This is a genomic window from Kitasatospora sp. NPDC005856 (genome assembly GCF_040629945.1).
GTDB lineage: Bacteria > Actinomycetota > Actinomycetes > Streptomycetales > Streptomycetaceae > Kitasatospora.
The window spans coordinates 1-22,412 of the sequence record NZ_JBEXWT010000124.1 but is presented as its reverse complement, the minus strand read 5'-3'; the positions used below and the strand labels follow the sequence as shown (position 1 = coordinate 22,412).

General features: G+C 73.7%; 19 protein-coding genes and 2 pseudogenes. 16 read left to right on the top strand and 5 right to left on the bottom strand.

From position 1 onward, the window contains the following. The 11 genes and pseudogenes from ABZ449_RS38490 to ABZ449_RS38440 form a co-directional block, all read left to right on the top strand. Nucleotides 1-168 (top strand): annotated as a pseudogene (locus ABZ449_RS38490) (zinc-dependent alcohol dehydrogenase); the annotation flags it as partial. A 434-nt stretch (nt 169-602) separates the two neighbouring features. Further along, complete coding sequence (locus ABZ449_RS38485) at nt 603-1,658, top strand: hypothetical protein (protein ID WP_360355755.1); 1,056 nt, start codon at nt 603-605, stop codon at nt 1,656-1,658. Nucleotides 1,659-1,885: 227 nt separating this feature from the next. Beyond that, nucleotides 1,886-3,484, top strand: a pseudogene (locus ABZ449_RS38480) (AMP-binding protein); the annotation flags it as partial. Nucleotides 3,485-3,529: 45 nt separating this feature from the next. After that, nucleotides 3,530-3,913: a thioesterase family protein gene (locus ABZ449_RS38475; RefSeq protein ID WP_360355757.1), complete on the top strand. Its 384-nt coding sequence runs from the start codon at nt 3,530-3,532 to the stop codon at nt 3,911-3,913. After that, the gene (locus tag ABZ449_RS38470) at nt 3,910-6,285 is read left to right on the top strand and encodes an FAD-dependent monooxygenase (RefSeq protein WP_360355752.1); all 2,376 of its coding nucleotides are present in this window, start codon (nt 3,910-3,912) and stop codon (nt 6,283-6,285) included. The genes ABZ449_RS38475 and ABZ449_RS38470 overlap by 4 nt, the downstream gene beginning before the upstream one ends. A gap of 9 nt (nt 6,286-6,294) precedes the next feature. After that, entirely contained in the window at nt 6,295-7,266 is a 972-nt protein-coding gene (locus tag ABZ449_RS38465) for a carbon-nitrogen hydrolase family protein (RefSeq protein WP_360355750.1), read from the top strand. Next, nucleotides 7,263-8,441, top strand: coding sequence for a cupin domain-containing protein (locus ABZ449_RS38460; RefSeq protein ID WP_360355748.1), 1,179 nt, complete (start codon nt 7,263-7,265; stop codon nt 8,439-8,441). Before ABZ449_RS38465 ends, ABZ449_RS38460 begins: the two co-directional genes overlap by 4 nt. A gap of 16 nt (nt 8,442-8,457) precedes the next feature. After that, nucleotides 8,458-9,432: a fumarylacetoacetate hydrolase family protein gene (locus ABZ449_RS38455; RefSeq protein WP_360355745.1), complete on the top strand. Its 975-nt coding sequence runs from the start codon at nt 8,458-8,460 to the stop codon at nt 9,430-9,432. Nucleotides 9,433-9,492: 60 nt separating this feature from the next. After that, nucleotides 9,493-10,245 (top strand): Asp/Glu racemase, encoded by a 753-nt coding sequence (locus ABZ449_RS38450; RefSeq protein ID WP_360355743.1) that lies wholly within the window; start codon nt 9,493-9,495, stop codon nt 10,243-10,245. Between the two features lie 80 nt (nt 10,246-10,325). Continuing rightward, the gene (locus ABZ449_RS38445; RefSeq protein WP_360355740.1) at nt 10,326-11,204 is read left to right on the top strand and encodes a PaaX family transcriptional regulator C-terminal domain-containing protein; all 879 of its coding nucleotides are present in this window, start codon (nt 10,326-10,328) and stop codon (nt 11,202-11,204) included. Further along, nucleotides 11,201-12,883 (top strand): amidohydrolase, encoded by a 1,683-nt coding sequence (locus ABZ449_RS38440; protein WP_360355738.1) that lies wholly within the window; start codon nt 11,201-11,203, stop codon nt 12,881-12,883. Before ABZ449_RS38445 ends, ABZ449_RS38440 begins: the two co-directional genes overlap by 4 nt. A 7-nt stretch (nt 12,884-12,890) precedes the next feature. Here the strand turns inward: ABZ449_RS38440 and ABZ449_RS38435 are convergent, their stop codons facing one another. Together ABZ449_RS38435 and ABZ449_RS38430 are read right to left on the bottom strand one after the other, a co-directional pair. Continuing rightward, on the bottom strand, nt 12,891-13,409 hold the full coding sequence (locus ABZ449_RS38435; protein WP_360355735.1) for a universal stress protein: 519 nt from the start codon (nt 13,407-13,409) through the stop codon (nt 12,891-12,893). Between the two features lie 94 nt (nt 13,410-13,503). Next, nucleotides 13,504-14,121: a hypothetical protein gene (locus ABZ449_RS38430; RefSeq protein WP_360355732.1), complete on the bottom strand. Its 618-nt coding sequence runs from the start codon at nt 14,119-14,121 to the stop codon at nt 13,504-13,506. Between the two features lie 117 nt (nt 14,122-14,238). On the opposite strand from ABZ449_RS38430, the gene ABZ449_RS38425 reads away from it, so the two are divergent. The 3 genes from ABZ449_RS38425 to ABZ449_RS38415 all read left to right on the top strand — a co-directional run bounded on the left by ABZ449_RS38425 (nt 14,239) and on the right by ABZ449_RS38415 (nt 16,660). Further along, the gene (locus tag ABZ449_RS38425; RefSeq protein WP_360355730.1) at nt 14,239-14,880 is read left to right on the top strand and encodes an alpha-ketoglutarate-dependent dioxygenase AlkB; all 642 of its coding nucleotides are present in this window, start codon (nt 14,239-14,241) and stop codon (nt 14,878-14,880) included. Between the two features lie 206 nt (nt 14,881-15,086). Continuing rightward, nucleotides 15,087-15,875 (top strand): VOC family protein, encoded by a 789-nt coding sequence (locus tag ABZ449_RS38420; RefSeq protein ID WP_360355728.1) that lies wholly within the window; start codon nt 15,087-15,089, stop codon nt 15,873-15,875. Between the two features lie 173 nt (nt 15,876-16,048). Next, nucleotides 16,049-16,660: a hypothetical protein gene (locus ABZ449_RS38415; RefSeq protein WP_360355725.1), complete on the top strand. Its 612-nt coding sequence runs from the start codon at nt 16,049-16,051 to the stop codon at nt 16,658-16,660. Nucleotides 16,661-16,816: 156 nt separating this feature from the next. Here the strand turns inward: ABZ449_RS38415 and ABZ449_RS38410 are convergent, their stop codons facing one another. From ABZ449_RS38410 to ABZ449_RS38400, 3 genes are all read right to left on the bottom strand, one after another. Continuing rightward, nucleotides 16,817-17,698, bottom strand: a complete 882-nt coding sequence (locus tag ABZ449_RS38410; RefSeq protein WP_360355723.1) for a carbohydrate ABC transporter permease — start codon at nt 17,696-17,698, stop codon at nt 16,817-16,819. A gap of 5 nt (nt 17,699-17,703) precedes the next feature. After that, entirely contained in the window at nt 17,704-18,681 is a 978-nt protein-coding gene (locus tag ABZ449_RS38405) for a sugar ABC transporter permease (protein ID WP_360355721.1), read from the bottom strand. A 157-nt stretch (nt 18,682-18,838) separates the two neighbouring features. After that, complete coding sequence (locus ABZ449_RS38400; protein WP_360355719.1) at nt 18,839-20,149, bottom strand: extracellular solute-binding protein; 1,311 nt, start codon at nt 20,147-20,149, stop codon at nt 18,839-18,841. 326 nt (nt 20,150-20,475) lie between these two features. Here ABZ449_RS38400 and ABZ449_RS38395 point away from each other — a divergent pair, with 326 nt between their 5' ends. Next, a complete protein-coding gene (locus ABZ449_RS38395; protein ID WP_360355716.1) occupies nt 20,476-21,282 on the top strand; it encodes an IclR family transcriptional regulator in 807 nt (268 codons plus the stop codon). 293 nt (nt 21,283-21,575) lie between these two features. After that, nucleotides 21,576-22,298, top strand: a complete 723-nt coding sequence (locus ABZ449_RS38390) for an alpha/beta hydrolase (RefSeq protein ID WP_360355713.1) — start codon at nt 21,576-21,578, stop codon at nt 22,296-22,298. The last annotated feature ends 114 nt before the right edge of the window (nt 22,299-22,412 follow it).

Below are 22,412 nucleotides of genomic sequence, written 5' to 3'. Positions count from 1 at the left end.
GGCTCGATCGTCGGCACCCGCGAGGACCTCGCCGAGGTCTTCCGGCTGCACGCCCTCGGCCGCACCCGGGTGATCCGCGAAACCCGCCGACTCGAGGACGTGAACGCCTGCTTCGACGAGGTCCTGAGCGGAAAGGTCTCCGCCCGCCTGGTCTTCGACCTGCACTGATCCCCGCCACCGGGACGAACCGGGCCGCGGCTGCCCCCGGCCGGCCTGGGGCCGCGGGCGAGCGACGCCCGGTGCGGCTCGGACCGGCTCGGACCGGTCCGGGCCACCGGGCTCCGCGGTTTGGGCGCGGACACCGGGTACCGGCTCGCCCGGGCCCCGGTGCCGCCGCCCGCCGAGGCCACGACCCCTTGGACGGTCGTCGCCGGACCCCGGACGACGGGGCCCTCGCGCCGAGGCGCGGACCCGACCCGCACCACCGGCCGCACCACCAGCCGCACCACCGGCCGCACCGCCGGACCCACCAGCCGCCCCGCCGGACCCGGTTCGTCCGGGTGGCGTTGCGGTTGCGTCTCCGTTCCGTTCGGCGTGGGTACGAAGTGGTCGGCGGTGCGGGATCGTTGGGGGCGACCACTCGTGCGGCAAGGGGAGTTGCCATGGGGGACGGCCGGGAACCGGCACCGGATGCGGTGGCGGCCGCACTGCTGGGCGACGGGCCGCACCGGGCGGTGGCCGACGTCGTGCGGGCTCGGCTGCGGATGGTGCCGGAGGGCGCCCGAGCGCTCGCGGCGGCGCAGGCGAGCCCGGAGGACGCGCAGAAGCGGGAACTGCTGACCGCCGCCGTCGCGCACCTGCTGGCCTCGGACCGGGCGTTCGCGCAGTACCTGGCCACCACCGGGCTCGGGAAACCCACGGATCCGCCGACCGTCCAGCTGCGGAGCGAGCCCGGCACCGTGCAGCTGAGGGTGGGCCCGCCGTCCGCACCGCCGCCGAAGGGCCCGACCACCGTGCAGCTGCGGACCGGCCCCGAGGCCGCCCGGGCACAGGCGGCGCTCGCCGCCCGGAGGACCAACACCGGGATCGTGGCGGCCCTCGTCCTGGTGCTGATCGCCGTGCTGGTCGCGCTCGGCGTCCACCTGGGCTCGCGCCCGCTGCTGAAGCCCGGCGGGCCCGGTCTGGCGCACGCCGCGCAGCCACTGAGTGACCCGGCGCTGGTGCGGGGTGTGCTGCCCGGCGAGGGGGCGATGCCGCGCGGGTGGCAGGTGCAGCGGGCGCCGCGGTCGGGGACGGGCACGACCGGCCCGCTGCCGTGCCTGCCGCCGGACTCCTGTGATCAGCAACTCGCCTACGCGACCGTGACGTTCGGTGCGGCATCGGTGCAGACCGTGGAGTTCGACGTGGTCGCCTTCGCCTCACCCGAGGCCGCCGCCGAGGCCTTCGACAGCACGCTCGAACGCACCGCGGGCGAGGAGTCGACGGCGATGGCGATCCCGCGGATCGGCGACCAGAGCGCCACCCGGACCGACGGTTCCTCCTCGGCGGTGGCGCTGGTCCGGGTCGGCGGCGTGCTGCTGCGGGTGCGCGACGAAGGGCCGGGCGCCGCCCTCACCGCACCCGGGCTGACCGTCTTCGCCCGGCTGCTCGCCGACCGCGCCCGGCAGGCCCAGGACGGCCGCACCCCCGACGCCTCCGCCCGGGGCACGACGGACTGACGACCAGGGCCCGTCGGGCAGGCCAGGTCGACGTGCCGACGGTCAGGGCCTGCTGAGGCAGGGCAGGTCGACGTCGCGACGGGCGGGGTCTGCCGAGGCAGGGCAGGACGGCCGTGCCCGTACGGGCAGTCGGGCCGTCGCCCGAATGCATGTATCGCTCTATTGACTGGCGTCACCGACGCGCCATACTGGCCTCACTCCCCGCTCGCACAACGAGGTGCCCGCCCATGGAGCTCTCACCTTCCGCGCACGTGGACACGTTCTGCCGAGACCACCTCCCACCCTTCGAGCAGTGGCCGGAACTCCTGTTCGATCTCCCGGAGTTGACCTACCCCGACCGCCTGAACTGCGCCGCCGCCCTGCTCGACGACACCATCGAGCGCCTCGGTCCGGACCGCCCCTGCCTGCTCACCCCCACCGAGCGCTGGTCCTACGGCGACCTGCGCGACCACGCCGACCGCATCGCCCGCCTGCTGACCGAGGACCTCGGCCTCGTCACCGGCAACCGGGTCCTGCTGCGCGGCCCCAACACCCCCTGGCTGGCCGCCTGTTGGCTCGGCATCCTGAAGGCCGGCGGAGTGGCCGTCACCACCATGCCGCTGCTGCGTGCCGCCGAACTCACCGAACTGCACGACATCGCCCGGCCCGCCATCGCCCTCTGTGACCACCGCTTCATGGACGAGCTGCACCGGGCCCGGACCCCCGGACTGCGCGTCCTCGGCTACGGCGGCCCCGGCCCCGAGGACCTCGTCTCCCGCTGCGCCGCCAAACCCACCGGCTTCCCCGCCGTCCCGACCGCCGCCGACGACGTCGCACTGATCGCCTTCACCTCCGGCACCACCGGCCGCCCCAAGGCCACCCTGCACTTCCACCGCGACGTGCTCGCCATCGCCGACACCTTCTCCCGCCACCTGCTCCGCCCCACCCCCGAGGACCTCTTCGCCGGAACCCCGCCGCTCGGCTTCACCTTCGGCCTCGGCGGCCTGCTGATCTTCCCGCTGCGGGCGGGCGCCGCCGGCCTGCTGCTGGAACAGGCCACCCCGGAGCAGCTCGCCGAGCAGGTGCGCAAGCACCGGGTGAGCGTGCTGTTCACCGCGCCGACCGCCTACCGGGCCATCCTGGCCGCCGGGCTGGCCGACCGGCTGGCCGGGGTGCGGCACTGCGTCTCCGCGGGCGAGCCGCTGCCCGCCACCGTCTGGCAGGCCTTCCACGATGCCACCGGACAGCGGCTGATCGACGGCATCGGCGCCACCGAACTGCTGCACGTGTTCGTCTCGGCCGCCGGCCCGGACATCCGCCCCGGCTCCACCGGCCGGCCCGTCCCCGGCTTCCGGGCCGCCGTCCTGGACGGACAGGGCCGCCCGGTGCCGGACGGCGAACCCGGGATGCTCGCCGTCAAGGGCCCGACCGGCTGCCGCTACCTGGACGACGAGCGCCAGCTGGACTACGTCCGCGGCGGCTGGAACCTCACCGGCGACACCTACGTCCGGGACGGCGACGGCTACTTCTGGTTCAGGGCCCGCAACGACGACATGATCGTGTCCGCCGGCTACAACATCGCCGGGCCGGAGGTCGAGCAGGCGCTCGCCGCCCATGCCGACGTCGGCGACTGCGCGGTGGTCGCCGCGCCGGACGAGCGGCGCGGCACGGTGGTCAAGGCGTACGTGGTGCTGCGCCCGGGCGTACCGGCCGGGCCGGAGACGGCGCGCGGGCTCCAGGAGCACGTCAAGCGCACCATCGCACCGTACAAGTACCCGCGGGCGGTCGAGTTCCTGCCCGAGCTGCCGCGCACCGCGACCGGCAAGCTGCACCGCGCCGAGCTGCGCCGCCGGGCCGCGGCGACCCCGGCCAGCGTCACCGTCGAGCGCCGGGTGGAGTGGGCCGACACCGACGCCTCCGGGCACTACCACTTCTCCGCCGTGCTGCGCTGGGCCGAGGCGGCGGAGGCGGCCCTGCTGCGCCGGCTCGGACTGACCGAGCTGTTCGGGCGGATCCCCCGGGTGCACTTCGAGGCCGACTACCGCGAGCGGCTCTGGTTCGGCGACGTGGTCCGCACCGAGCTGCGGGTGGTCCGGGTCGGCGGCTCCTCGCTGCACTACGCCTTCGAGGTGCACGGCCCGCACGGGCTGGCCGCGAACGGACGGATGTCGGTGGTGCACGCCGCGCCCCACGACGGGGGCGCCGTGCCGTGGCCCGCGCAGGTCCGCCGCACACTGGCGGAGGCCGGGCCGCAGCGGCCGGAGGTGGTCGCGTGACCACGGCCCTGGACCGCGCACGGATCGCCGTGATCGGCGGCGGCCCCGGCGGGCTCTACTTCGCCGCCCTGGCCAAGCAGCTGGCACCCGACCGGGAGATCACCGTCTTCGAACGGAACGCCCGGGACGACGAGTCCGGCTTCGGCGTGGTCTTCTCCGACGAGACCCTGGACGGCATCGCCCGGGCCGACCCCCGCGTCTTCGCCGCGATCAGCGCCGAGTTCACCCGCTGGAGCGACATCGACATCCGCTACGCGGGCGAGGTGCGCACCTGCGGCGGCCACGGCTTCGCCGCCCTGGACCGCAACCGGCTGCGCGCCATCCTGCAACGGCGCTGCGCCGAGCTGGCGGTGGACGTGCGCTACCGGACCCCCGCCCCGCCCGTGGACCGACTGGCCACCGAGTGCGACCTGGTGGTGGCCGCCGACGGCATCCGCTCCGGCACCCGGGCCGCCCACCCGGAGAGCTTCCGCCCCGACCCGGACGAACGCCACTGCCGCTACATGTGGCTCGCCGCGGACAAGGTCTTCGAGGCCTTCACCTTCATCGTCGAGCGGTTCGACTTCGGCATCCTCCAGGTGCACGCCTACCCGTACAGCGCCACCCGCTCGACCTTCATCGTCGAGGCGGCCGCGGACGCCTGGCGCCGCGCGGGCTTCGAGGCCCTCGCCGCACGGGAGCCGGCGCGCGGCGAGAGCGACCTGGCGAGCGTGCGGCGCTGCGCGGAACTGCTCGCCGGGCACCTGGACGGCCACCGACTGATCCCCAACGCCTCCCGCTGGATCCGCTTCACCACGGTGCGCAACGCGAGCTGGCGCCACCGCAACGTCGTCCTGCTCGGCGACGCCGCGCACTCCGCGCACTTCTCGATCGGCTCGGGCACCAAGCTCGCCCTGGAGGACGCCCTCGCGCTGGCCGCCGCACTGAGCGAACAGCCCGATCTGGAGCAGGCGTTGGCCTGCTACGAGGCCGAGCGGCGCCCGGTGGTGGAGTCCACCCAGCGTGCCGCGCAGGCCAGTCTGGAGTGGTTCGAGACCATCGGGCGGCGCACCGGGCAGGACCCCGACCGGTTCGCCTTCAACCTGCTCACCCGCAGCCGGCGAGTCACCTACGGCAACCTGCGGGCCCGCGACCCCGCCTTCGTGGACGCCGTGGACACCGCCTTCGGCGGCTCGCCAGGGGTGCCGCCGATGTTCCGGCCGCTGAAGCTGGGCGCGCTGGAACTGCGCAACCGCGTCGTGGTGCCCCCGCTCGCCACCTTCACCTCCCCCGACGCGCTGCCCAGCGGCTTCGACCGGGCCCAGCTGACCGGACACGCGCTCGGCGGTGCGGGGCTGGTCATCGCCGGGATGACCGCGGTCGGCCCCGAGGGCCGGGCCACCGACCGCTGCCCGGGCCTGTGGAGCGACCACCAGGAAGCCGCCTGGCGCCGGCTCGTCGACGCCGTCAGGGCGGTGAGCGACGCCCCGCTCGGCATCCAGCTGACCCACGCCGGCCGCCGGGGCGCGAGGGCCGCCCCCGGGCCGGACGGCACCGGACACCCGCTCGCCGAGGGCTGGCCGCTGATCGCCCCCTCGCCCCTCCCCTGGGACGCCGACAGCCCGGTGCCGCACGAGGCGAACGACATCCAACTGGCCGCCGTCACCGCGGACTTCGCGGCCGCCGCCGAGCGGGCCGCCCGGGCCGGCTTCGACGCCCTGGAGCTCCAGTTCGGCCACGGCCACCTGCTCTCCTCCTTCCTCTCCCCGCTCACCAACCGCCGCACCGACCGCTACGGCGGCCCACTGGCCCACCGGCTGCGGCTGCCGCTGGAGGTGCTGACGGCGGTGCGGGCCGTGTGGCCGGCAGGCCGGCCGCTGCTGGTGCGGATCTCGGCGAGCGACTGGGCTCCCGGCGGCACCACCGAGGAGGAGGCGGTGGCGATCTGCCGCGCGCTCGCCGGCGCCGGGGCGGACGCGCTGGACGTCTCCACCGGCGAGGTGGTGGCGCACCAGCGGCCGCCGTACGGGCGCGGCTACCAGACGCCCTTCGCCGAGCTGGTCCGCACCGCCACCGGCCTGCCGACCATCGCGGTCGGCGCCATCTCCGGGTTCGACGACGCCGACTCCGTGCTGCTCGCCGGGCGGGCCGACCTGGTCGCGATCGGCCGTGCCCAGCTGTACGACCCGCTCTGGACGCTGCACGCCGCCGCCGAGCGGGGCTACACCGGGCCGGGCGCCCACTGGCCCGGCCCCTGGACGGCGGGCAGCCGCAGGCCGCCGGGCCCGAACGCCGACCGGGTGGCCCCGCGCCTGCACCTGCTGCGCGAGCCGCCCGCGCCCGTGCACCGCCGCTGGTCACCGACCCGTCCCTGCGACACCGCCGAGGAGTGACGAGGAACCATGCCGCACCTGCCCCGCTTCACCGCCGCCGCCGTCCAGGCCGCCCCGGTCTACCTGGACCCGGCCGCCACCGTCGACAAGGCCGTCGCGCTGATCCACGAGGCGGCCGGGCACGGCGCCGAACTGGTGGTCTTGCCCGAGGTCTTCGTGCCCGGTTACCCGTACTGGAACTGGACGATGAACCCGGTGCAGGGCTCACCCTGGTACGAGCGCCTGTTCCGGGCCGCCGTCGACGTCCCCGGCCCGTACGTCGACACCCTGCGGGCCGCCGCCCGGCAGGCGGGCGTGGTGCTGGTGATCGGGGTCAACGAACGCGGCGGGCCCGGCCTCGGACCGCTGTACAACACCCTGCTGGTCATCGACGCGGACGGCGAACTCGTCAACGTGCACCGCAAGTTGATGCCGACCTGGGCCGAGAAGCTGACCTGGGGGCAGGGCGACGGCAGCACCCTCACGGTGCACTCCACCGCCGTCGGCCCGCTCGGCGCACTGGCCTGCGGCGAGAACACCAACCCGCTGGCCCGCTTCACCCTGCTGGCCCAGGGCGAACTGGTCCACGCCGCCTGCTACATCGCGCTGCCGGTGGGCCCGGAGGACTACGACATGGCGGACTCGATCGCGCTGCGCGCCGCCGCGCACTGCTTCGAGGGCAAGGTGTTCTCGGTCGTCTCCTGCTCCACCGTCTCGCCAGGGATGGTGGACCTGATCGCCGGCGACGACCCGCGGATCCGCAAGCAACTCGCCCGCCCGCACAGCGCCCTGTCCGGGATCTTCGGCCCGGACGGCCGCCCCGTCACCGAACCGCTGGTGGACGAGGAGGGCATCGTCTACGCCGAGATCGACCTCGGCCGCTGCATCCAGCCCAAGCAGATGCACGACGTCGTCGGGCACTACAACCGCTTCGACGTCTTCCGGCTGCACGTGGACAACCGCCCGCTGCGGGCGCTGACGTTCCCCGAGGAGGAGGCATGACCAGTCCCGAACGCGCCCCCGAGCGCCTCCCCGAGCACGACGACGACCACCACCACGGCGACGGCCACCAGGACTACGACGACGACCGGATCGGCCGGGCCAGGGTCACCGAGAGCCCCGAACTGATCTCCTACTACAAGGAGTTGGCCGCGCATGAGGCCGGCGCCCTGTGGACGGTCGCGAACGAGATCGAGCCCTGGTACCCCCAACCGAAGTCCGTCCCGGTGCTCTGGCGCTACGCCGACCTCCGCCCGCTGGTGCGCAAGGCACTGCCACTGGTGAAGGCCGACGACGCCGGACGCCGGGTGGTGATGCTGGTCAACCCAGGCCGCCGCGAACTGAGCGCCGCCGTCGGCCTGTTGTACACCGGCCTGCAGATCATGGGCCCCGGCGAGGCGATGACGGCGCACCGCCACCAGGCCTCCGCGCTGCGCTTCGTCCACGAGGGCACCGGCGCCTGGACCATCGTGGACGGACAGCGGCTCAAGGTCGGCCCGCGCGACTTCGCGATCACCCCGAACAACACCTGGCACGAGCACGGCAACGAAGCCGACGACGCCCCGGTGATCTGGCAGGACGGCCTGGACATCCCGCTGGTCAACACCCTCGACGCCAACTTCTACGAGGTCCACCCGGAGCTGTACCAGCGGCCGGGACCGGTCATCAACTCCTCGCTGCTCAGCTACGGCGGCAACCTGCTGCCGTACGGCGTCGAGAAGTGGACCCGGCCCTACTCGCCGCTGCTCGGCTGGCCCTGGGAGCCCAGCTACCACGCCCTGTGCCGGCTCGCCCGCGCCACCGGGGGATCGCCCTACGACGGCGTGATCATGGAGTACACCAACCCGGCCACCGGCGGCCCGGTGATGCCGACCATGTCCGCCCACCTCCAGCTGCTGCGTCCGGGCCAGGCCACCCTCGCCCACCGGCACACCGGCTCCGTGGTGTACACCGCGGCCAAGGGGCGCGGCGCGTCGGTGATCGCCGGACGGCGCTTCGAGTGGCAGCAGGGCGACATCTTCGTCGTCCCGTCCTGGGCCTGGCACGAACACGTGAACCTCGACCAGGGCGAGGACGCCTGCCTGTTCTCCTTCAACGACTTCCCGGTGATGCACTCGCTCGGCCTCCACCGCGAGGAGGCCCACCCGGACGGGCGGCAGCCCACCACCAGCGCCTGACCAGGAGCCCACCGCCATGCACCTGCTGACCTTCCGCGTCGACGACGCCACCCGCGACGCCGCCCACGACGCCGCCCACGACCCCGGTGGCACCGGCGACACCCACCACGCCGGCGACGCCGGCGACGCCGGAGCCACGCGCCTCGGCGTCCTGGTCGACGGCGACCGGGTCGCCGACCTGACCGCCCTCGCCACCGCCGCCGGGGCCCGACTCCCCCTCGACCTCCTCGGTTTGATCCGCGCCGGGGAGCCGGCCCTGACCACGGCCCGCGAACTGCTCGCCGGGGCCCCGGCCACCAGGCCGCTCGCCGAGGTCTCGCTCTGCGCGCCGCTGCGCCCCGGCAAGATCGTCGGCGTCGGCCTCAACTACGTGGAGCACGTGGCCGAATCGCACCGCACCCTGGACACCGACCGCGAACTGCCCGACCGCCCGGTGCTGTTCGGCAAACCGTCGACCGCCGTCACCGGCCCGGGCGGCCCCATCCTGCACAACGCCGACCTCACCAAGCAGCTCGACTGGGAGTGCGAACTCGCCGTGGTGATCGGCACACCGGCCTTCCGGGTGGCCGAGGCGGACGCGCTGCGGCACGTGTTCGGCTACAGCATCGTCAACGACATCAGCGCCCGCGACCAGCGCCGCTCCGGCCAGTGGTTCTTCTCCAAGGGCCAGGACAGCTACGCGCCGTTCGGACCGGTCGTGGTGACCGCCGACGAGATCCCCGACCCGCAGCGGCTCGACCTCTCGCTGAAGGTCAACGGCGAGCTGCGGCAGGACTCCAACACCCGCCACATGCTGTTCGGCGTCGCCCGGCTGATCGCCGACATCTCCTCGGGCGTCACCCTGGAACCGGGCGACGTGATCTCCACCGGCTCCCCCTCGGGCGTCGGCGCCGGGATGGTTCCCCCACAGTTCCTCCAGCCCGGCGACCTGGTCGAGGCCACCATCGAGCGGATCGGCACGCTCGCCAACCCCGTGGTCGACGCCCGGTGACGGACGCCCGGTGATCGACGCCCGCCGACCCGCCCCGGACCGGAAAGGACCGTCCACCCGATGACCACCCACCGGATCGGCCAGATCGTCCCGAGCTCCAACGTCACCATGGAGACCGAGGTCCCCGCCCTGCTGCGGGCCCGCGAGGAGGTCGCCCCCGAGCGGTTCACCTTCCACTCCAGCCGGATGCGGATGACCAGGGTCACCCCCGAGCAGCTGCGCGCCATGGACGCCGAGTCCGACCGCTGCGCCGCCGAGCTCTCGGACGCCCGGGTGGACGTGATCGGCTACGCCTGTCTGGTCGCCGTGATGGCCACCGGCCCCGGCTACCACCGCCAGGCCGAGCGGCGACTGCACCTGCGGACCGTCCGGAACGGCGCCCCCGCGCCCGTGGTCACCAGCGCCGGCGCGCTCGTGGCCGGGCTGCACGAACTCGGGGCGACGAAGGTCGCCATGGTCACCCCGTACCTGCGGCCGCTGGCCCGGACGGTGGTCGAGTACCTCGCCGCGGAGGGCGTCGAGGTGCTCGACCACGCCGCCCTGGAGATCGCCGACAACCTCGACGTCGCCGCCCACGACCCGGCCCGGCTGCCCGCGATCGCCCGCGGTCTCGCCCACGCCGAGGCGGACGCGGTGGTGCTCTCGGCCTGCGTGCAGCTGCCCTCGCTGTCCGCGGTCGAGGAGGCCGAGCAGCAGTTGGGCAAGCCGGTGGTCTCGGCGGCCATCTGCACCACCCACCAGCTCCTGCGGGCCCTCGGCCTGCCCGCCTTCGCGCCCGGCGGCGGGCACCTGCTCTCCGGCGCCTACGCGTAGCCTTCCCAGCGCCTTGGAAGCACAGCGATCCGCGTCCCTGGAAACGCAGGAATCCACGCCCCCGGACCGACGCTCTCGTTATGATCGCCACCACCACCGGGGAGGAGGGCCCGCGCATGTCCGAGGGCACAGCCCGCCCGAGCTCCCTGATCCACACCGTCTACGGCGAGTTCGTCCGCCGCCTCGGCGGCTGGATATCCATCGCCGACCTGATCGCGCTGCTGGCCGAGCTGGACGTCGACGGCCCGGCCGTCCGCTCGGCGACGTCCCGCCTGAAGAAGGCCGGCACCCTGCTCCAGGAGCGGCGCGCGGGCACGGGATACCGGCTCGCCCTCGCGATGGAGCGGGTCTTCGAGGAGGGCGACCGGCGGATCTTCCACAGCCTGGCGCCGGCCGAACTCGCCGACGGCTGGGTGGTGGCGGTCTTCTCGGTGCCGGAGTCCGCCCGCGCCCACCGCCACCAGCTGCGCTCCCGGCTCAGCTGGCTCGGCTTCGGCAACGCCGCCCCCGGGGTCTGGCTGGCACCGGCCCGGCTGCTGCCGGACGCCCGGCGGCTGCTGGACCGGCTCGGGCTGAGCGCCTACGTCCACCTGTTCCTCTCCGCCGAGTACGCCGGCTTCGCCGATCTCCGTACCGCGGTGGCGAGTTGGTGGGACCTCCCGGCGATCGAGGCGCAGTACGCGGCCTTTGCCGACGCCTGGTGCCCGGCCGCCGAGCAGCTGCGCGGACGGTCCCCGGTCGACTCGGCCGAGGCGTTCCGCGACTACGTGCCGATGCTCACCCAGTGGCGCCGGCTGCCGTACCTGGACCCGGGACTGCCGGCACAGTTGCTGCCCGCCGAATGGAACGCGGTACCGGCGCGCGCGGTGTTCACCGAGTTGCACGGACTGCTCGCCGAGCCCAGCCTTCGGTATGTCGAGAAGGTCACCGGGCTGTCCCGTCCCCAGGAGACGCAATGACCGACCCCACCCCCGCCGATCAGCCGACCGGCCCCACCCCGGCCGACCTGCCGACCGGCCCCACTCCCGCCGACCTGCTGATCCGCGCCGCCGCCGTGCACACTCTGGTGCCCGGCGAGCCACCGCACCGGGCGATCGCCGTCACCGGCGGCCGGATCACCGCGCTCTCCCCCGCCCCCGACGGGCTGGACTCCCTGATCGGCCCGGCCACCGACGTGGTGGACGCCCCGGGCTCGACCGTGCTGCCCGCCTTCGACGACACCCACACCCACCTGATCCTGGCCGGACACAGCGTCCACGGCGTGCCCGTCCACCGGGCCCGCGACCTCACCGAATTCCTCGACCTGATCCGCGAGCGCGCCGCCCGTACCCCCGCCGGGGAGTGGATCCACACCACGGTCAACTGGCAGGAGATCCTGCTGGCCGAGCAACGGATGCCCACCACCGGGGAGTTGGACACCGCCACCACCGAACACCCGGTGCTGGTGCGCCGCGGCGCGTACAACATGGTGCTCAACTCGGCCGCGCTGCGGCTGGCCGGGATCACCGACGCCACCGAGGCACCGCCGGGCGGCGTGATCGAGCGCGACGAGCACGGACGGCTCACCGGCCGGCTGATCAACCGGGCAATCGAGCTGGTCGAGCCGGTGCTGCCGCGCCCGAGCCTCGCGGAGCGGATCGAGGGCCTGCGCGCCGCCTCCGCCGACTTCGCCGCCACCGGGATCGGCACCGTCCGCGACTGCCTGGTCCCGGTCGAGGACCTCGACGTGCTGGACGCCGCCCGGGCCGAGGGCGCCCTGGCCGTCCGGGTCCGCGCCCTGGTCTCCGGCTTCGCCACACGTACGCCGGCCCAGGTGGACGCGCTGCTGGACCGGATGGACGACTGGCAGGCCGCCGGCCGGGACGACGACCGACTGCGGCTCTGGGGCGTCAAGTTCGGGATCGACGGCGGCTTCGAGGCGGCCGCGGTGGACGAGCCGTACCGGGACCGACCGTGCTACCACGGCCGGCTGCTCTGGGAGCCGGCCGAGCTGCTCGCGGCGGTGGAACGGGTGATCGGACGGGGCCGGCGGGTCGGCGTGCACGCCTGGGGCGACCGCGGGCTGCGCGTCCTGCTGGACGTCTTCGAGCAGGTGGTCAAGCGCCACCCCGGCTTGCCGGCCGGCACGCTGGTGGTCGAGCACGGCGGTCTGGCCCGCCCCGAGCAGCGGGCCCGGGCGATCGCCCTCGGCATCCCGGTGACCGTCCAGCACCCGCTGCTGCACGACGGCGCGCTCACCCAGCAACGGGCCTGGGGCGAGGAGCGCACCGCCGCGGTCTTCCCGCTGCGCGAGTGGCTGGACGAGGGCGCGCTGATCACCGGCGGCTCGGACTTCCCGGTCGGCCCGTACGGCGCGATGATGTCGGTGTGGGGCATGACCACCCGGGGCACTACGGCCGGGGTGGTCGGCCCGGAGCACGCGATCGGCCGGTCCGAGGCGGTCGCACTGCACACCATGAACGCGGCCCGGCTGACCGGGGAGAGCGCGGTGCGCGGCAGCCTGCGGCCGGGGGCGTTCGCCGACCTCACGGTGTGGCCGGTCGATCCACTGGACCCGCAGGCCTGCCCGGTGGACGCGCTGCGCGAGCTGCGCCCCACTCGCACGCTGGTGGGTGGCCTTACCGCGCACCGTAGTTGACGAACCGTCAGGCCGCCGCGAGCTCCCGCAGGTCGATGCCGCGGTGCAGCGCGCGCAGGTCCTCGTGCAGCGTGGACGGCGGGACGGCGAGCACCCCGCAGCGGGCCCGGTTCACGCAGCGGCGGGCGACCGGGCGGCGCGTCAGCCCGCGCAGCCTCGCCCGCAGACCGTCCTGCTCGCCGGTGCTGACCACCAGCAGGTCCCCCGGGCGGTCGGCGAGGGCGGTCAGCACCGTCGCGACCTCGCCGCGCACGACCAGCGGCCGCACCGGCACGCCGATCGGCAGACCGCCGAAGGCCTGCTCCAGCGCACTCCGCATCCGCACCTCGGCGAGCTCCTGCCAGGCGCGCAGCAGCGGCGGGCACGGCCGGGCGCGGTAGTTGCGCTCGCCACCGACCGGAGTCCAGGCGAGCACCGGGACCAGGTCGGCCTGCCGGACCCGGGCCTCCTCGGCCGCCCGATGCAGGGCGGTCAGGCTGTGCAGGGAACCGCTGACTCCGACGATGACGCGGGCGCCGTCCGACATGATCCTTCACTTTCCGATGTCAAAACTCTTCAATGTCTGCGATTAGATTGCCACACCTACTTTTAGCCTGCAAATCCAAGGCATTCACTGAATATCACCTTGCATCGTCCGGCATACCCATGCTCTGGGCCCCCATCGGGCGGACCTCCTGGAGCAACCCCCAGGTGAAGTCCGCCTCGCACCGGCGCAGCCGCCCACCGGCGTCCGGCGCCTCGAAGTCCAGCCGGAACCTGGTCGGCGCACTCCCCTCACGCGGCACGGCCGACGGGAACGCGGCCCCGACGTCACCCACCACACAGCTCCACGGCAGGAGGTCGGCCAGTGTGCGCAGCACGGGCACCGGGGAGCCGGCCGCCCGCACCAGCCACTCGTTCAGCAGCGGCCCACCGATCTCCGCCGGCCCGAGCAGGATCTCGAACCGCAGCTCGGGCCAGAGCGGCAGCGCCCACTGTCGCGCGACACAGTCGAGGTCCCCGATCCGGCGCGGCACGCTCGCCCCGGCCGGCCCGAGCACGGCCGCGTACCGGGCGGCGCCGCGCGGGAAGCGGGGTGCGCGGACCATCGCCTGCCAGCGCTTGTTGGCCTCCCGCATCGACGCGCGGGTGGCGCCGAGCCGCCGCACCGCCTCCTCGACCAGCCCGGGCTGGAAATCGGCCATCCGACGCAGCAGCACCAGCTGGAACTCGGTGACCCCGAAGCCGTTGATCGCCATGTCCGAAGCCTAGGAGCCCAGAAGCCCGGAACCCCGGAACCCCGGAACCCGGAATCCGGGGCCCTGGACCCTTCCGCCATTCGAGCAGATGTTCGAATGAAGGCGTACGCTGACCCCATGCACGGCACCGTCCACCTCCAGCCCTCGCTGTTCGACGACGCGGACCGCAGCGGCATCCGCCTCGGCCCGCTCGACGACCTGCGGCGGCAGCCACTCGGTGACGGCGCCTGGCTGGACCTGCTCCCGGGCTGGCTGCACGGCGCGGACGAGCTGTTCGAGCAACTGGCCGCCGAGGTGCCGTGGCGGGCCGAGCGCCGCGAGATGTACGAGCGGACGGTCGACGTCCCGCGCCTGCTGGCTTCCTACCCGGCACAGGCCGAGCCGCCGCACCCGGTGCTCGGCCTGGCCCGGGCGGCGCTGAACCGGCACTACGCCCGGGAGCTGGGGGAGCCGTTCCGCACCCTCGGTCTCTGCTACTACCGGGACGGCCGGGACAGCGTGGCCTGGCACGGCGACCGGATCGGGCGCGGCGCCCGCGAGGACACCATGGTGGCGATCCTCTCCGTCGGCGAGCCGCGCACCCTGGCGCTGCGGCCCCGGTCCGGCGGCGGGGCGGTCGTCCGCCACCCGCTCGGGCACGGGGACCTGATCGTGATGGGCGGCTCCTGCCAGCGCACCTGGGACCACGCGGTCCCCAAGACGGCCCGCCCGGTCGGCCCCCGGATCAGCATCCAGTTCCGGCCGCACGGAGTGTCCTGACTCCCCGCTCGCCACTGACTCCCGCTCGCCACCGATTCCCCGCTTGCCGCGCGCCCGTCGGGCGCGGAGGCTGGCGAGTGGGGCCGGTGGCACCCGGTTCCCTGACGCCGGACGTCGAAGGCCGGACGTCGAACGCCGGGCGCCGGACACCGGGCGCCGGACACCGGACACCGGGCGCCGGACACCGGGCCCGTCAGGAGGGCCGCATGCCGAAGCCGGGCACCTACCACGCCGGGGTCCCGTGCTGGGTCGTGCTCACCACGCCGGACACCGCACGGGCGCAGGCCTTCTACGGTGCGCTGTTCGACTGGGAGTTCGTCCCGACCGGCCCCGACGAGGCCGTGGCCACCCGGTACGGCGCCCAGGTCGCGGCCGTCGAACGGGCCCGGACGGACGACCCGGCCGGCACCCGCACCCCAGGCGCCCGGACCCCCGCCACCTGGACCACCTTCCTCGCCTGCCCCGATCCGCTGCGCACCCTCGCCGCCGTCCGGGCCGCCGGCGGCCGCCTCGCCCGTGAGCCGTACGAGGTGCCGGAGCAGGGCCGCGCCGCTCTCGCCGTCGACCCGCTCGGCGCCCGCTTCGGGCTCTGGCGGGCCGGCACCATCGACGGCGCCGGCCTGGTCGACGAGCCGGGCGCGTTCGCCTGGAACGAGCACCTCTCCCCCGACCCCGACGCCGCCCGCGCCTTCTACCTCCGGGTCCTCGGCTACGGCTACGACCGGCCCCGGGCGGGCCACACCCTCGCCCGGGTGGCCGGTCTGCCCGCGTGCAGCATCGGCCCCGCCCGCCCGGGCGAGGAAGCCCGCTGGCTGGTCCACTTCGCGACCGCGGACACCGACCGCACGGCCGAGCGGCTGCGCGCCCTCGGCGGCACCGTCGTCACCGGGCCGGCGCCGGCGCCGTTCGGCCGCACCGCGCTGGTCCGGGACGACGCCGGTGCGGAGTTCGTGCTGGTCGCCGTCCCGGCCCGGGACTCCGCGGCGGTGGCCTGAGCCCGCCCCCGGCGAGCCGGCGCCCCTTCCGCCCTCTCTCCCCCCGGGCCCGGCCCGCATCCGTGCGCTTCGTCAATCCGCCTTCCTGGCAAGACCGTTCGGCGCACGCTCCGATGACCGAGGAGGACCGCCCCGCCGAACCGGCTGTCCGTTGCGACCGCTACCGTGCTGCCATGAGTTCCTTCCTGCGCGCGTACCTGGTCGACCCCGCGGAGCTCCGTGCCCGCGTCGGCAGCGGCGACGACGGGGCACTCGACGAAGCCCTCGCGTACTTCGGCCCGTCCCTGGACAGGTCCGACGAGCACTTCGCCGACGAGATCGCCCAGGGCGCTCCGACCGCCCTGGAGGCGCTGCGCGCCGTGGTGCACGGCGGCCCCTTCTCCGGGAACGAGGACCACGCCTTCCAGTACGGCTACGCGTACCGGCGGCTGTGCTGGCTCGTCGGGCAGCCCCTGGACGTCGACTCCTTCGGACCGTTCCGGGGCAACTGGCTGGAGGTCGTCGACGACGGCCTGAAGGCGTACGGGATCACCGCGGTCTCGCTCGCGGACTTCCAGTACGGCGGCGGCCTTCCCGCCGAACTGCCCCACTGCGACGTGCCGTCGTGCAGCGCCTGGCCGGCCGAGGCCTGCCGGAAGGCGCTGGACCAGTTCGAACAGGCCGAGCGCGAGGGCCTTACCCCGGCGCCAGAGCGCGAGGTGGCCGAGGCCGTCGCGGAGGTCCTCGGCTGGCTCCGGCTGGCGCAGCGCCGGAAGGGCACCGACGTCGTCGGCTTCGTCTCCTGAAACCGCTCGGCCCGGCCGGCCGAACGGTCGAGGGAGTCCCGGGCGGCCGACGGAGCCCCGGACGGCCGAGGGAGCCCCGGACGGCCGACGGAGCCCCGGACGGCCGAGGGAGCCCCGACCGACAGCGGGGCTCCCGGGTGCGCGGCCGCCTGGACGTCAGTCCTTCACCGCACCGGCCAGCCCGGAGACCAGCTTGCGCTGCACCGCGATGAAGAAGATCAGCACCGGCACGGTCATCAGCGTGGACGCCGCCATGATGCCGCCCCAGTCGTTCTCGTCCGGCTTGAAGAAGACCAGCAGCGCCGAGGGCAGCGTCTGGTTCTGGGTGGCGCTGATGATGAAGGTCTTGGCGAAGACGAAGTCGTTCCACGCCGCGATGAAGGAGAACACGCTGGTCGCGGCGAGGCCCGGCGCCACCAGCGGCAGCAGGATCCGCCACAGGATGCGGGTCCGGCCGGCCCCGTCGATCTGCGCCGCCTCCTCGATCGAGACCGGGACGGCCGCGACGAAGCCGCGCATCATCCAGATCCCGAACGGCAACGAGAACGCCAGCTGCACCAGGACCAGCGAGGCCAGGGTGTTCAGCCCGACGCCCGGGGCGAACCGCCCGGCGTCACGGAACATGAAGAACAGCGGGATGGTCAGCGCCTCGACCGGGATCATCTGGGCGATCAGGAACATCACCATGATGGTGGTGCGGAACCTGAAGCGGAACCTGGTCACGGCCACCGCCGCCAGGAAGACCACGATCGCCGACAGCACCACCACCGACAGCGCGACCACCAGGCTGTTCACGAAGTAGCGGCCGAAGCCGTCCACACTGAGCACCTGACGGAAGCTCTCCAGCGTGGGGTGGGCGGTCCACGGCCTGGGGTCGAGGGACTGGATCTCGCCCTTGGGCTTGAAGGCCGACAGCACCATCCAGAAGATCGGGAAGGCGGTGACCACGGCCAGCACGACCGCGCCGGTGTTGGCGGCCAGCCGCCACCGGCCACGAGTGTTCCGGGCCGATTTCGCGGTGGCGGGAGAGGAGTTCACCGGGCTCACAGTTCGTTCCCCGTCCGTCGCAGCGTGCGGATGTACAGGACCGTCGGGATCACCAGGATCAGCAGCATGATCACGCCGATCGCCGCGCCCAGCCCGTACTGCGAGGAGGCGAACGCCTTCTGGTACGCGTACACGTTGAGCACCAGGTTCTGGCCGGCGATGCCGCCGCCCTCGGTCATGACGTAGATCTGGGTGAAGACCTTGAAGTCCCAGATCACCGACTGGATGACCACGATGGTCAGGATCGGCCGCAGCATCGGCGCGGTGATCCGGCGGAAGGTGGTCCAGGTGTTGGCGCCGTCCAGGGCGGCCGCCTCCATGATCTCCTCCGGGATCGCCCGGATGCCCGCGTAGAGGGTGACCATCACGAACGGGTAGGAGTGCCACACCACCACGGCCCCGACGATCAGGAACGCCGTCCACTTGTCGTAGAACCAGTTGAACTCGTGGAAGCCGGAGAGCCCGAGCCCCTCCAGGGTGTGGTTGACCAGACCGAGGTTGGTGTCGAACAGGAAGCTCCACACCGTCGAACCGGTCATCGCCGGCGCCGCCCAGGCGGCCATCGCCGCGGTGGTCAGCACCAGCCGCGGCCACCGGCCGACCTTGGTGAGCAGCACCGCGAGGGTGGCGCCGACGGCCAGGGTGGCGACCACGCAGAAGGCGGCGAAGCCGATGGTCTGGAACAGCACCGTCCAGAACTGCTCGTCCTCCAGGATCTTCGTGTAGTTGCCGAAACCGACGAAGGAGGTCGGGACGCCGCCGGAGGCCTGGGCCTGCCCGAAGTCCAGGACGGACAGCAGGCCGAGCTGGTAGATCGGGTAGGCGACCAGCGGGATCAGGATGACCGCGGCCGGCAGGAGCAGCAGCAGCGGGGGCCGCCGGCGCCGGCCGCCCGGGGGTGCGGCCGGCGCCCTACCCCCACGGCGCCTCTGCGGGGAAGGCGGCGCCGGGGCGGTCGAGGTGGATACGGACACGTGCGGGACCTGCTCTCTGAGACGAACCGGGAGGGGGGCCGTCCGTACGCGGCCGGTGGCCGCCGGTGCGGTGCCAGGGGCCGACGGTGCGGTGCCGACAGCCGTCAGTGCGGTACCGGTGGTCAGCGCTGCGGCGCCGGCCGTCGGCCGTCGGCCGTCAGTGCGCGGCGAAGGCGGAGGAGATCTGCGCGGCGGCGTCGGCCGAGGCCTTGGCCACGTCCGCCTTGCCGGTGACGACCTGCTGGAGCATCGTCGGGATCACCGACTGGGCGTCGATCTGCGCCCACCCCTGGTCGAGCGGGACGAACTTCGTGCCGGCCGCGATGGTGTCGGTGAAGGGCTTCAGGAACGCGTCCTTCGCCGCGACCTTGCCGCTGACGGACTTGAGCGTCGGCAGGTTGCCCATCGCGTCGTACATCTGCTCCTGGTACGCGGGGCTCGCCAGCAGTTCGGCGAACTCGACGGCCAGCGTGCGGTGCTTGGCCGCCTTCATCACGCCCAGGTTGTTGCCGCCCGCGAAGGCCGGGGCGATCGAGCCGGCCTTCGCGCCGGGCAGCGGCACCACGCCGTACTTGCCCTTGACCGCGCCCGCGTCCACCTTGCCGCGGTTGGAGTTGAGCAGCACCGCCATCGCCGACTTGCCGGCCGCGAACAGGTCGACGGTCTTGCCGCCGGTCAGGTCCGCGCACTGCTGGGCGGGGCAGCCGTCCGCGCCGAACAGGTCGGTGTAGCGCTTGATCCCGGCCTGCGAGGCGGGCGAGTCGATCGCCGCCTTGAAGCCGGCGCCGTCCTTGATCGCGATGTCGCCCCCCGCGTCCCAGACGAAGGGCAGTGCGGCGAAGGTGTACTTGCCGCCGACGGCGATGCCGAAGGTGTCCGGGTGCGCGGCGTGGATCTTCTGGTTGGCGGCGACCAGCTCGGCGTAGGAGGTCGGCGGGGTGAGGCCGGCCTCGGTGAACAGGTCGGTGCGGTAGTACAGCGCGCGCACGCCGACCCACCAGGGCAGGCCGTAGGTCTTGCCGTCCACCACGGCGGTCCTCGCGATCGCCGGGTCGAGGTCTCCCTTGTCCTGCCACTTGTCCAGCTCGGCGGTGATGTCGGCGAGGCCGCCGGCGGCGACGTAGCCGGGCAGGTCGGTGTTGCCGAACTCGACCAGGTCGGGGGCGCTGTTCGGGTCGTTGAAGGCGCCCTTCATCTTGGCCGCGCGGGCCGAGGCGTCGGTGTCGATGTAGCTGACGTTGACGGTGACGCCCTGGTGGGATGCCTGGAACTCGGTCACGGCCTTGGCGACCACGGCCTCCTTGGCCGCGTTGCCCGCCTCGTTGTACAGCCAGACCTGCAGAGTGCCGGTCCGGTCGTCGGCGGCCTTGTCGCCCGCCGGCGCGGCGGTGCCGGGGGCACAGGCGGTGGCGGCCAGGCAGCCGGCGGCGAGCACGACGGCTGCGGCGGTCCGTCCGATGAGTCGCATGGTGGAGACCTCCCCTCCCGACAGCTGCCGCCGAGACGTCCGCCGCCGGGGACGGGCACGTCGAAGCAGGCCCTGACCGGGGCCGATGGTGGGTGAAGTGGTGGGGGTACGGCAGGACGCAGCGCTCGGGTGGGGCGACGTCGCCTGCTCGATGGCAGGGACGTTAGGCGGGGGCGATCGGCGCCAACAAGAGGGAGTTGGTGAAAGTTTTGCAGTGCACAACGTTGTATCGAAGATGAGGTGATCCGGCTGCGAACGGGTACGTTCTGACAACCGCCGCCGACCAGCGGGGGAACACCGGCAGAACAACACCAGGGAACGGACCCATGACGGAGACGGCGCCCAAGAAACCCGCGACCGAACGCAACCAGTCCTCCTCGCTGCGCCGCGCGCTCGCCGTCCTCGGCTACGTCCGCGACCACGGCGACGGGCGCGGCGTCCCGCTCGCCCAACTCGCCGACGGACTCGGCCTCAACAAGAGCACCGTGCTGCGACTGGCCGGCCCCCTGCTGGACGAGCACCTCCTCGACCGGGACCGCGAGACCGGCTGGTTCCGGCTCGGACACGGCTCGCTGCGCCTCGGTCAGGCCTATCTGACCACCCTCGACCTGCGCAGCGTCGCCGCCGAACACCTGCGCCGGCTCCAGCGCGAGGCCGGCGAGACCGTCCACCTGACCGTCTGGCAGGCCCCCGGGATCGTCTACCTGGACAAGGTCGAGGACGAGACCAACGTCCGGATGGCCTCCCGGGTCGGCAGCCGCGCCCCCGCCTACTGCACCGCCACCGGAAAGGCGATCCTCGCCTGGCTGCCCGAGGAGGCCGTCGCCGAGGTGGTCGCGGCCGGACTGCGCCCGGTCACCGCCTGGACCATCGCCGACGAGCCCCGGCTCCGCGCCGACCTCGCCCGCGTCCGCGCCCGCGGCTACTCGATCGACGACCGCGAGAACGAGCCCGAGGTCCGCTGCGTCGCCGCCCCGATCTTCGACCACACCGGCGAGGTCACCGCCGCCCTGTCCGTCTCCGGCCTCACCTCACGGATGACCGCCGCCCGGGTCCGCGCCCTGGGCCCGGTCGTCGCCCAGGTCGGCCTGCGGATCTCCCGCGAACTCGGCTCCGACCGTCAGCCGTCCTGAACGTCCGGCCGTCCTGAACGCCGGCCGTCCCGAACACCGGTCGGCCTCAACGCCCGGCAGTTCTGAACACCCGGCCCGCTCCCCGGAAAACGCGGACTGGGCCCGGCACCGATTTCACGGCACCGGACCCAGTCCGACTTCGGAGCGCCAGGCCCGGATCGCACGGACTCTCCCTACTGAAAGTAGGACGTGCTCTGGTAGCACCACTGACGCCTGAGGAGGAATCACTCCCTCGCAACGAGACGTACAGTAGCAGCTCCGTGATCATTCACCGAATCGGAGGGAAATCCCGGATGACGAGCGCCCCGTTCCGGACGGCTCCGTACGCCCCCGGACGGCTGACGGACATCCACCTTCCGGCCGTCAGCGGCGCCGGGCCGGCTCCCGTCGTGCTGCTCTGGCACGGCAGCGGCCCGAACGAGCGCGACGTGCTGCGGCCGCTGGCCCAGGAGGCCGCCGGGCTGGGGCTGCTGGTGCTCGTCCCGGACTGGAACGCCGAGCAGCCGGACGGCGGCCGAGCCGAACTGCTCGCCTCGCTGGCCCGGGCCCGCCGGATCGCCACCGAGCACGGCGGGGACCCGACCCGCTTCGTCCTGGCCGGCTGGTCGATGGGCGGCCGCGAGGCGATCGCCGTCGCCACCCACCCGGGCACCCCCGCCGAGCTGCGCCCCGTCGCCGCCGTGGGCATCGCCTCCCACTACTCGACCAAGGCCGTCACCACCGGCGAGGCCCCGCTCGACCACCTGGCGGCCGGCCCGTCCCCCGTCCCGCTCCGGCTGGTCCACGGCACGGCGGACGACATCGTGGACGTCGGCCACACGCGACGGTTGAGCGCTGCCCTGACACAGCAGATGTCGGCGGTACGAGTGCTCGAACTCCCCACCGACCACGCCGGTGTGGTGATGACCGCCTACCGCCCCGAGGCCCGCCGCTGTCTCCCGGCCACGGACGCCGACACCCTGACCGCAGGGCGACGGACCGCCGCCGTCCTCGCCGATGCGGCCGGGCTGTCCTGACCGAGGCGGTCGGGCCGGTCTAGATGAATGAGTCCGATCGCTGACCTGGCCGCGACCATGACGAAGGGTGCCCGTTGGTTGGTTTGTGAAGACGAACCTGGACACCCTTCTGAC

Bases quoted from the DNA above. Each gene is read 5' to 3' on its own strand.
- ABZ449_RS38485 (WP_360355755.1), top strand. From the start codon at position 603: ATGGGGGACGGCCGGGAACCGGCACCGGATGCGGTGGCGGCCGCACTG.
- ABZ449_RS38465 (WP_360355750.1), top strand. From the start codon at position 6,295: ATGCCGCACCTGCCCCGCTTCACCGCCGCCGCCGTCCAGGCCGCCCCG.
- ABZ449_RS38460 (WP_360355748.1), top strand. From the start codon at position 7,263: ATGACCAGTCCCGAACGCGCCCCCGAGCGCCTCCCCGAGCACGACGAC.
- ABZ449_RS38455 (WP_360355745.1), top strand. From the start codon at position 8,458: ATGCACCTGCTGACCTTCCGCGTCGACGACGCCACCCGCGACGCCGCC.
- ABZ449_RS38450 (WP_360355743.1), top strand. From the start codon at position 9,493: ATGACCACCCACCGGATCGGCCAGATCGTCCCGAGCTCCAACGTCACC.
- ABZ449_RS38445 (WP_360355740.1), top strand. From the start codon at position 10,326: ATGATCGCCACCACCACCGGGGAGGAGGGCCCGCGCATGTCCGAGGGC.
- ABZ449_RS38440 (WP_360355738.1), top strand. From the start codon at position 11,201: ATGACCGACCCCACCCCCGCCGATCAGCCGACCGGCCCCACCCCGGCC.
- ABZ449_RS38435 (WP_360355735.1), bottom strand. From the start codon at position 13,409: ATGTCGGACGGCGCCCGCGTCATCGTCGGAGTCAGCGGTTCCCTGCAC.
- ABZ449_RS38430 (WP_360355732.1), bottom strand. From the start codon at position 14,121: ATGGCGATCAACGGCTTCGGGGTCACCGAGTTCCAGCTGGTGCTGCTG.
- ABZ449_RS38425 (WP_360355730.1), top strand. From the start codon at position 14,239: ATGCACGGCACCGTCCACCTCCAGCCCTCGCTGTTCGACGACGCGGAC.
- ABZ449_RS38420 (WP_360355728.1), top strand. From the start codon at position 15,087: ATGCCGAAGCCGGGCACCTACCACGCCGGGGTCCCGTGCTGGGTCGTG.
- ABZ449_RS38415 (WP_360355725.1), top strand. From the start codon at position 16,049: ATGAGTTCCTTCCTGCGCGCGTACCTGGTCGACCCCGCGGAGCTCCGT.
- ABZ449_RS38400 (WP_360355719.1), bottom strand. From the start codon at position 20,149: ATGCGACTCATCGGACGGACCGCCGCAGCCGTCGTGCTCGCCGCCGGC.
- ABZ449_RS38395 (WP_360355716.1), top strand. From the start codon at position 20,476: ATGACGGAGACGGCGCCCAAGAAACCCGCGACCGAACGCAACCAGTCC.
- ABZ449_RS38390 (WP_360355713.1), top strand. From the start codon at position 21,576: ATGACGAGCGCCCCGTTCCGGACGGCTCCGTACGCCCCCGGACGGCTG.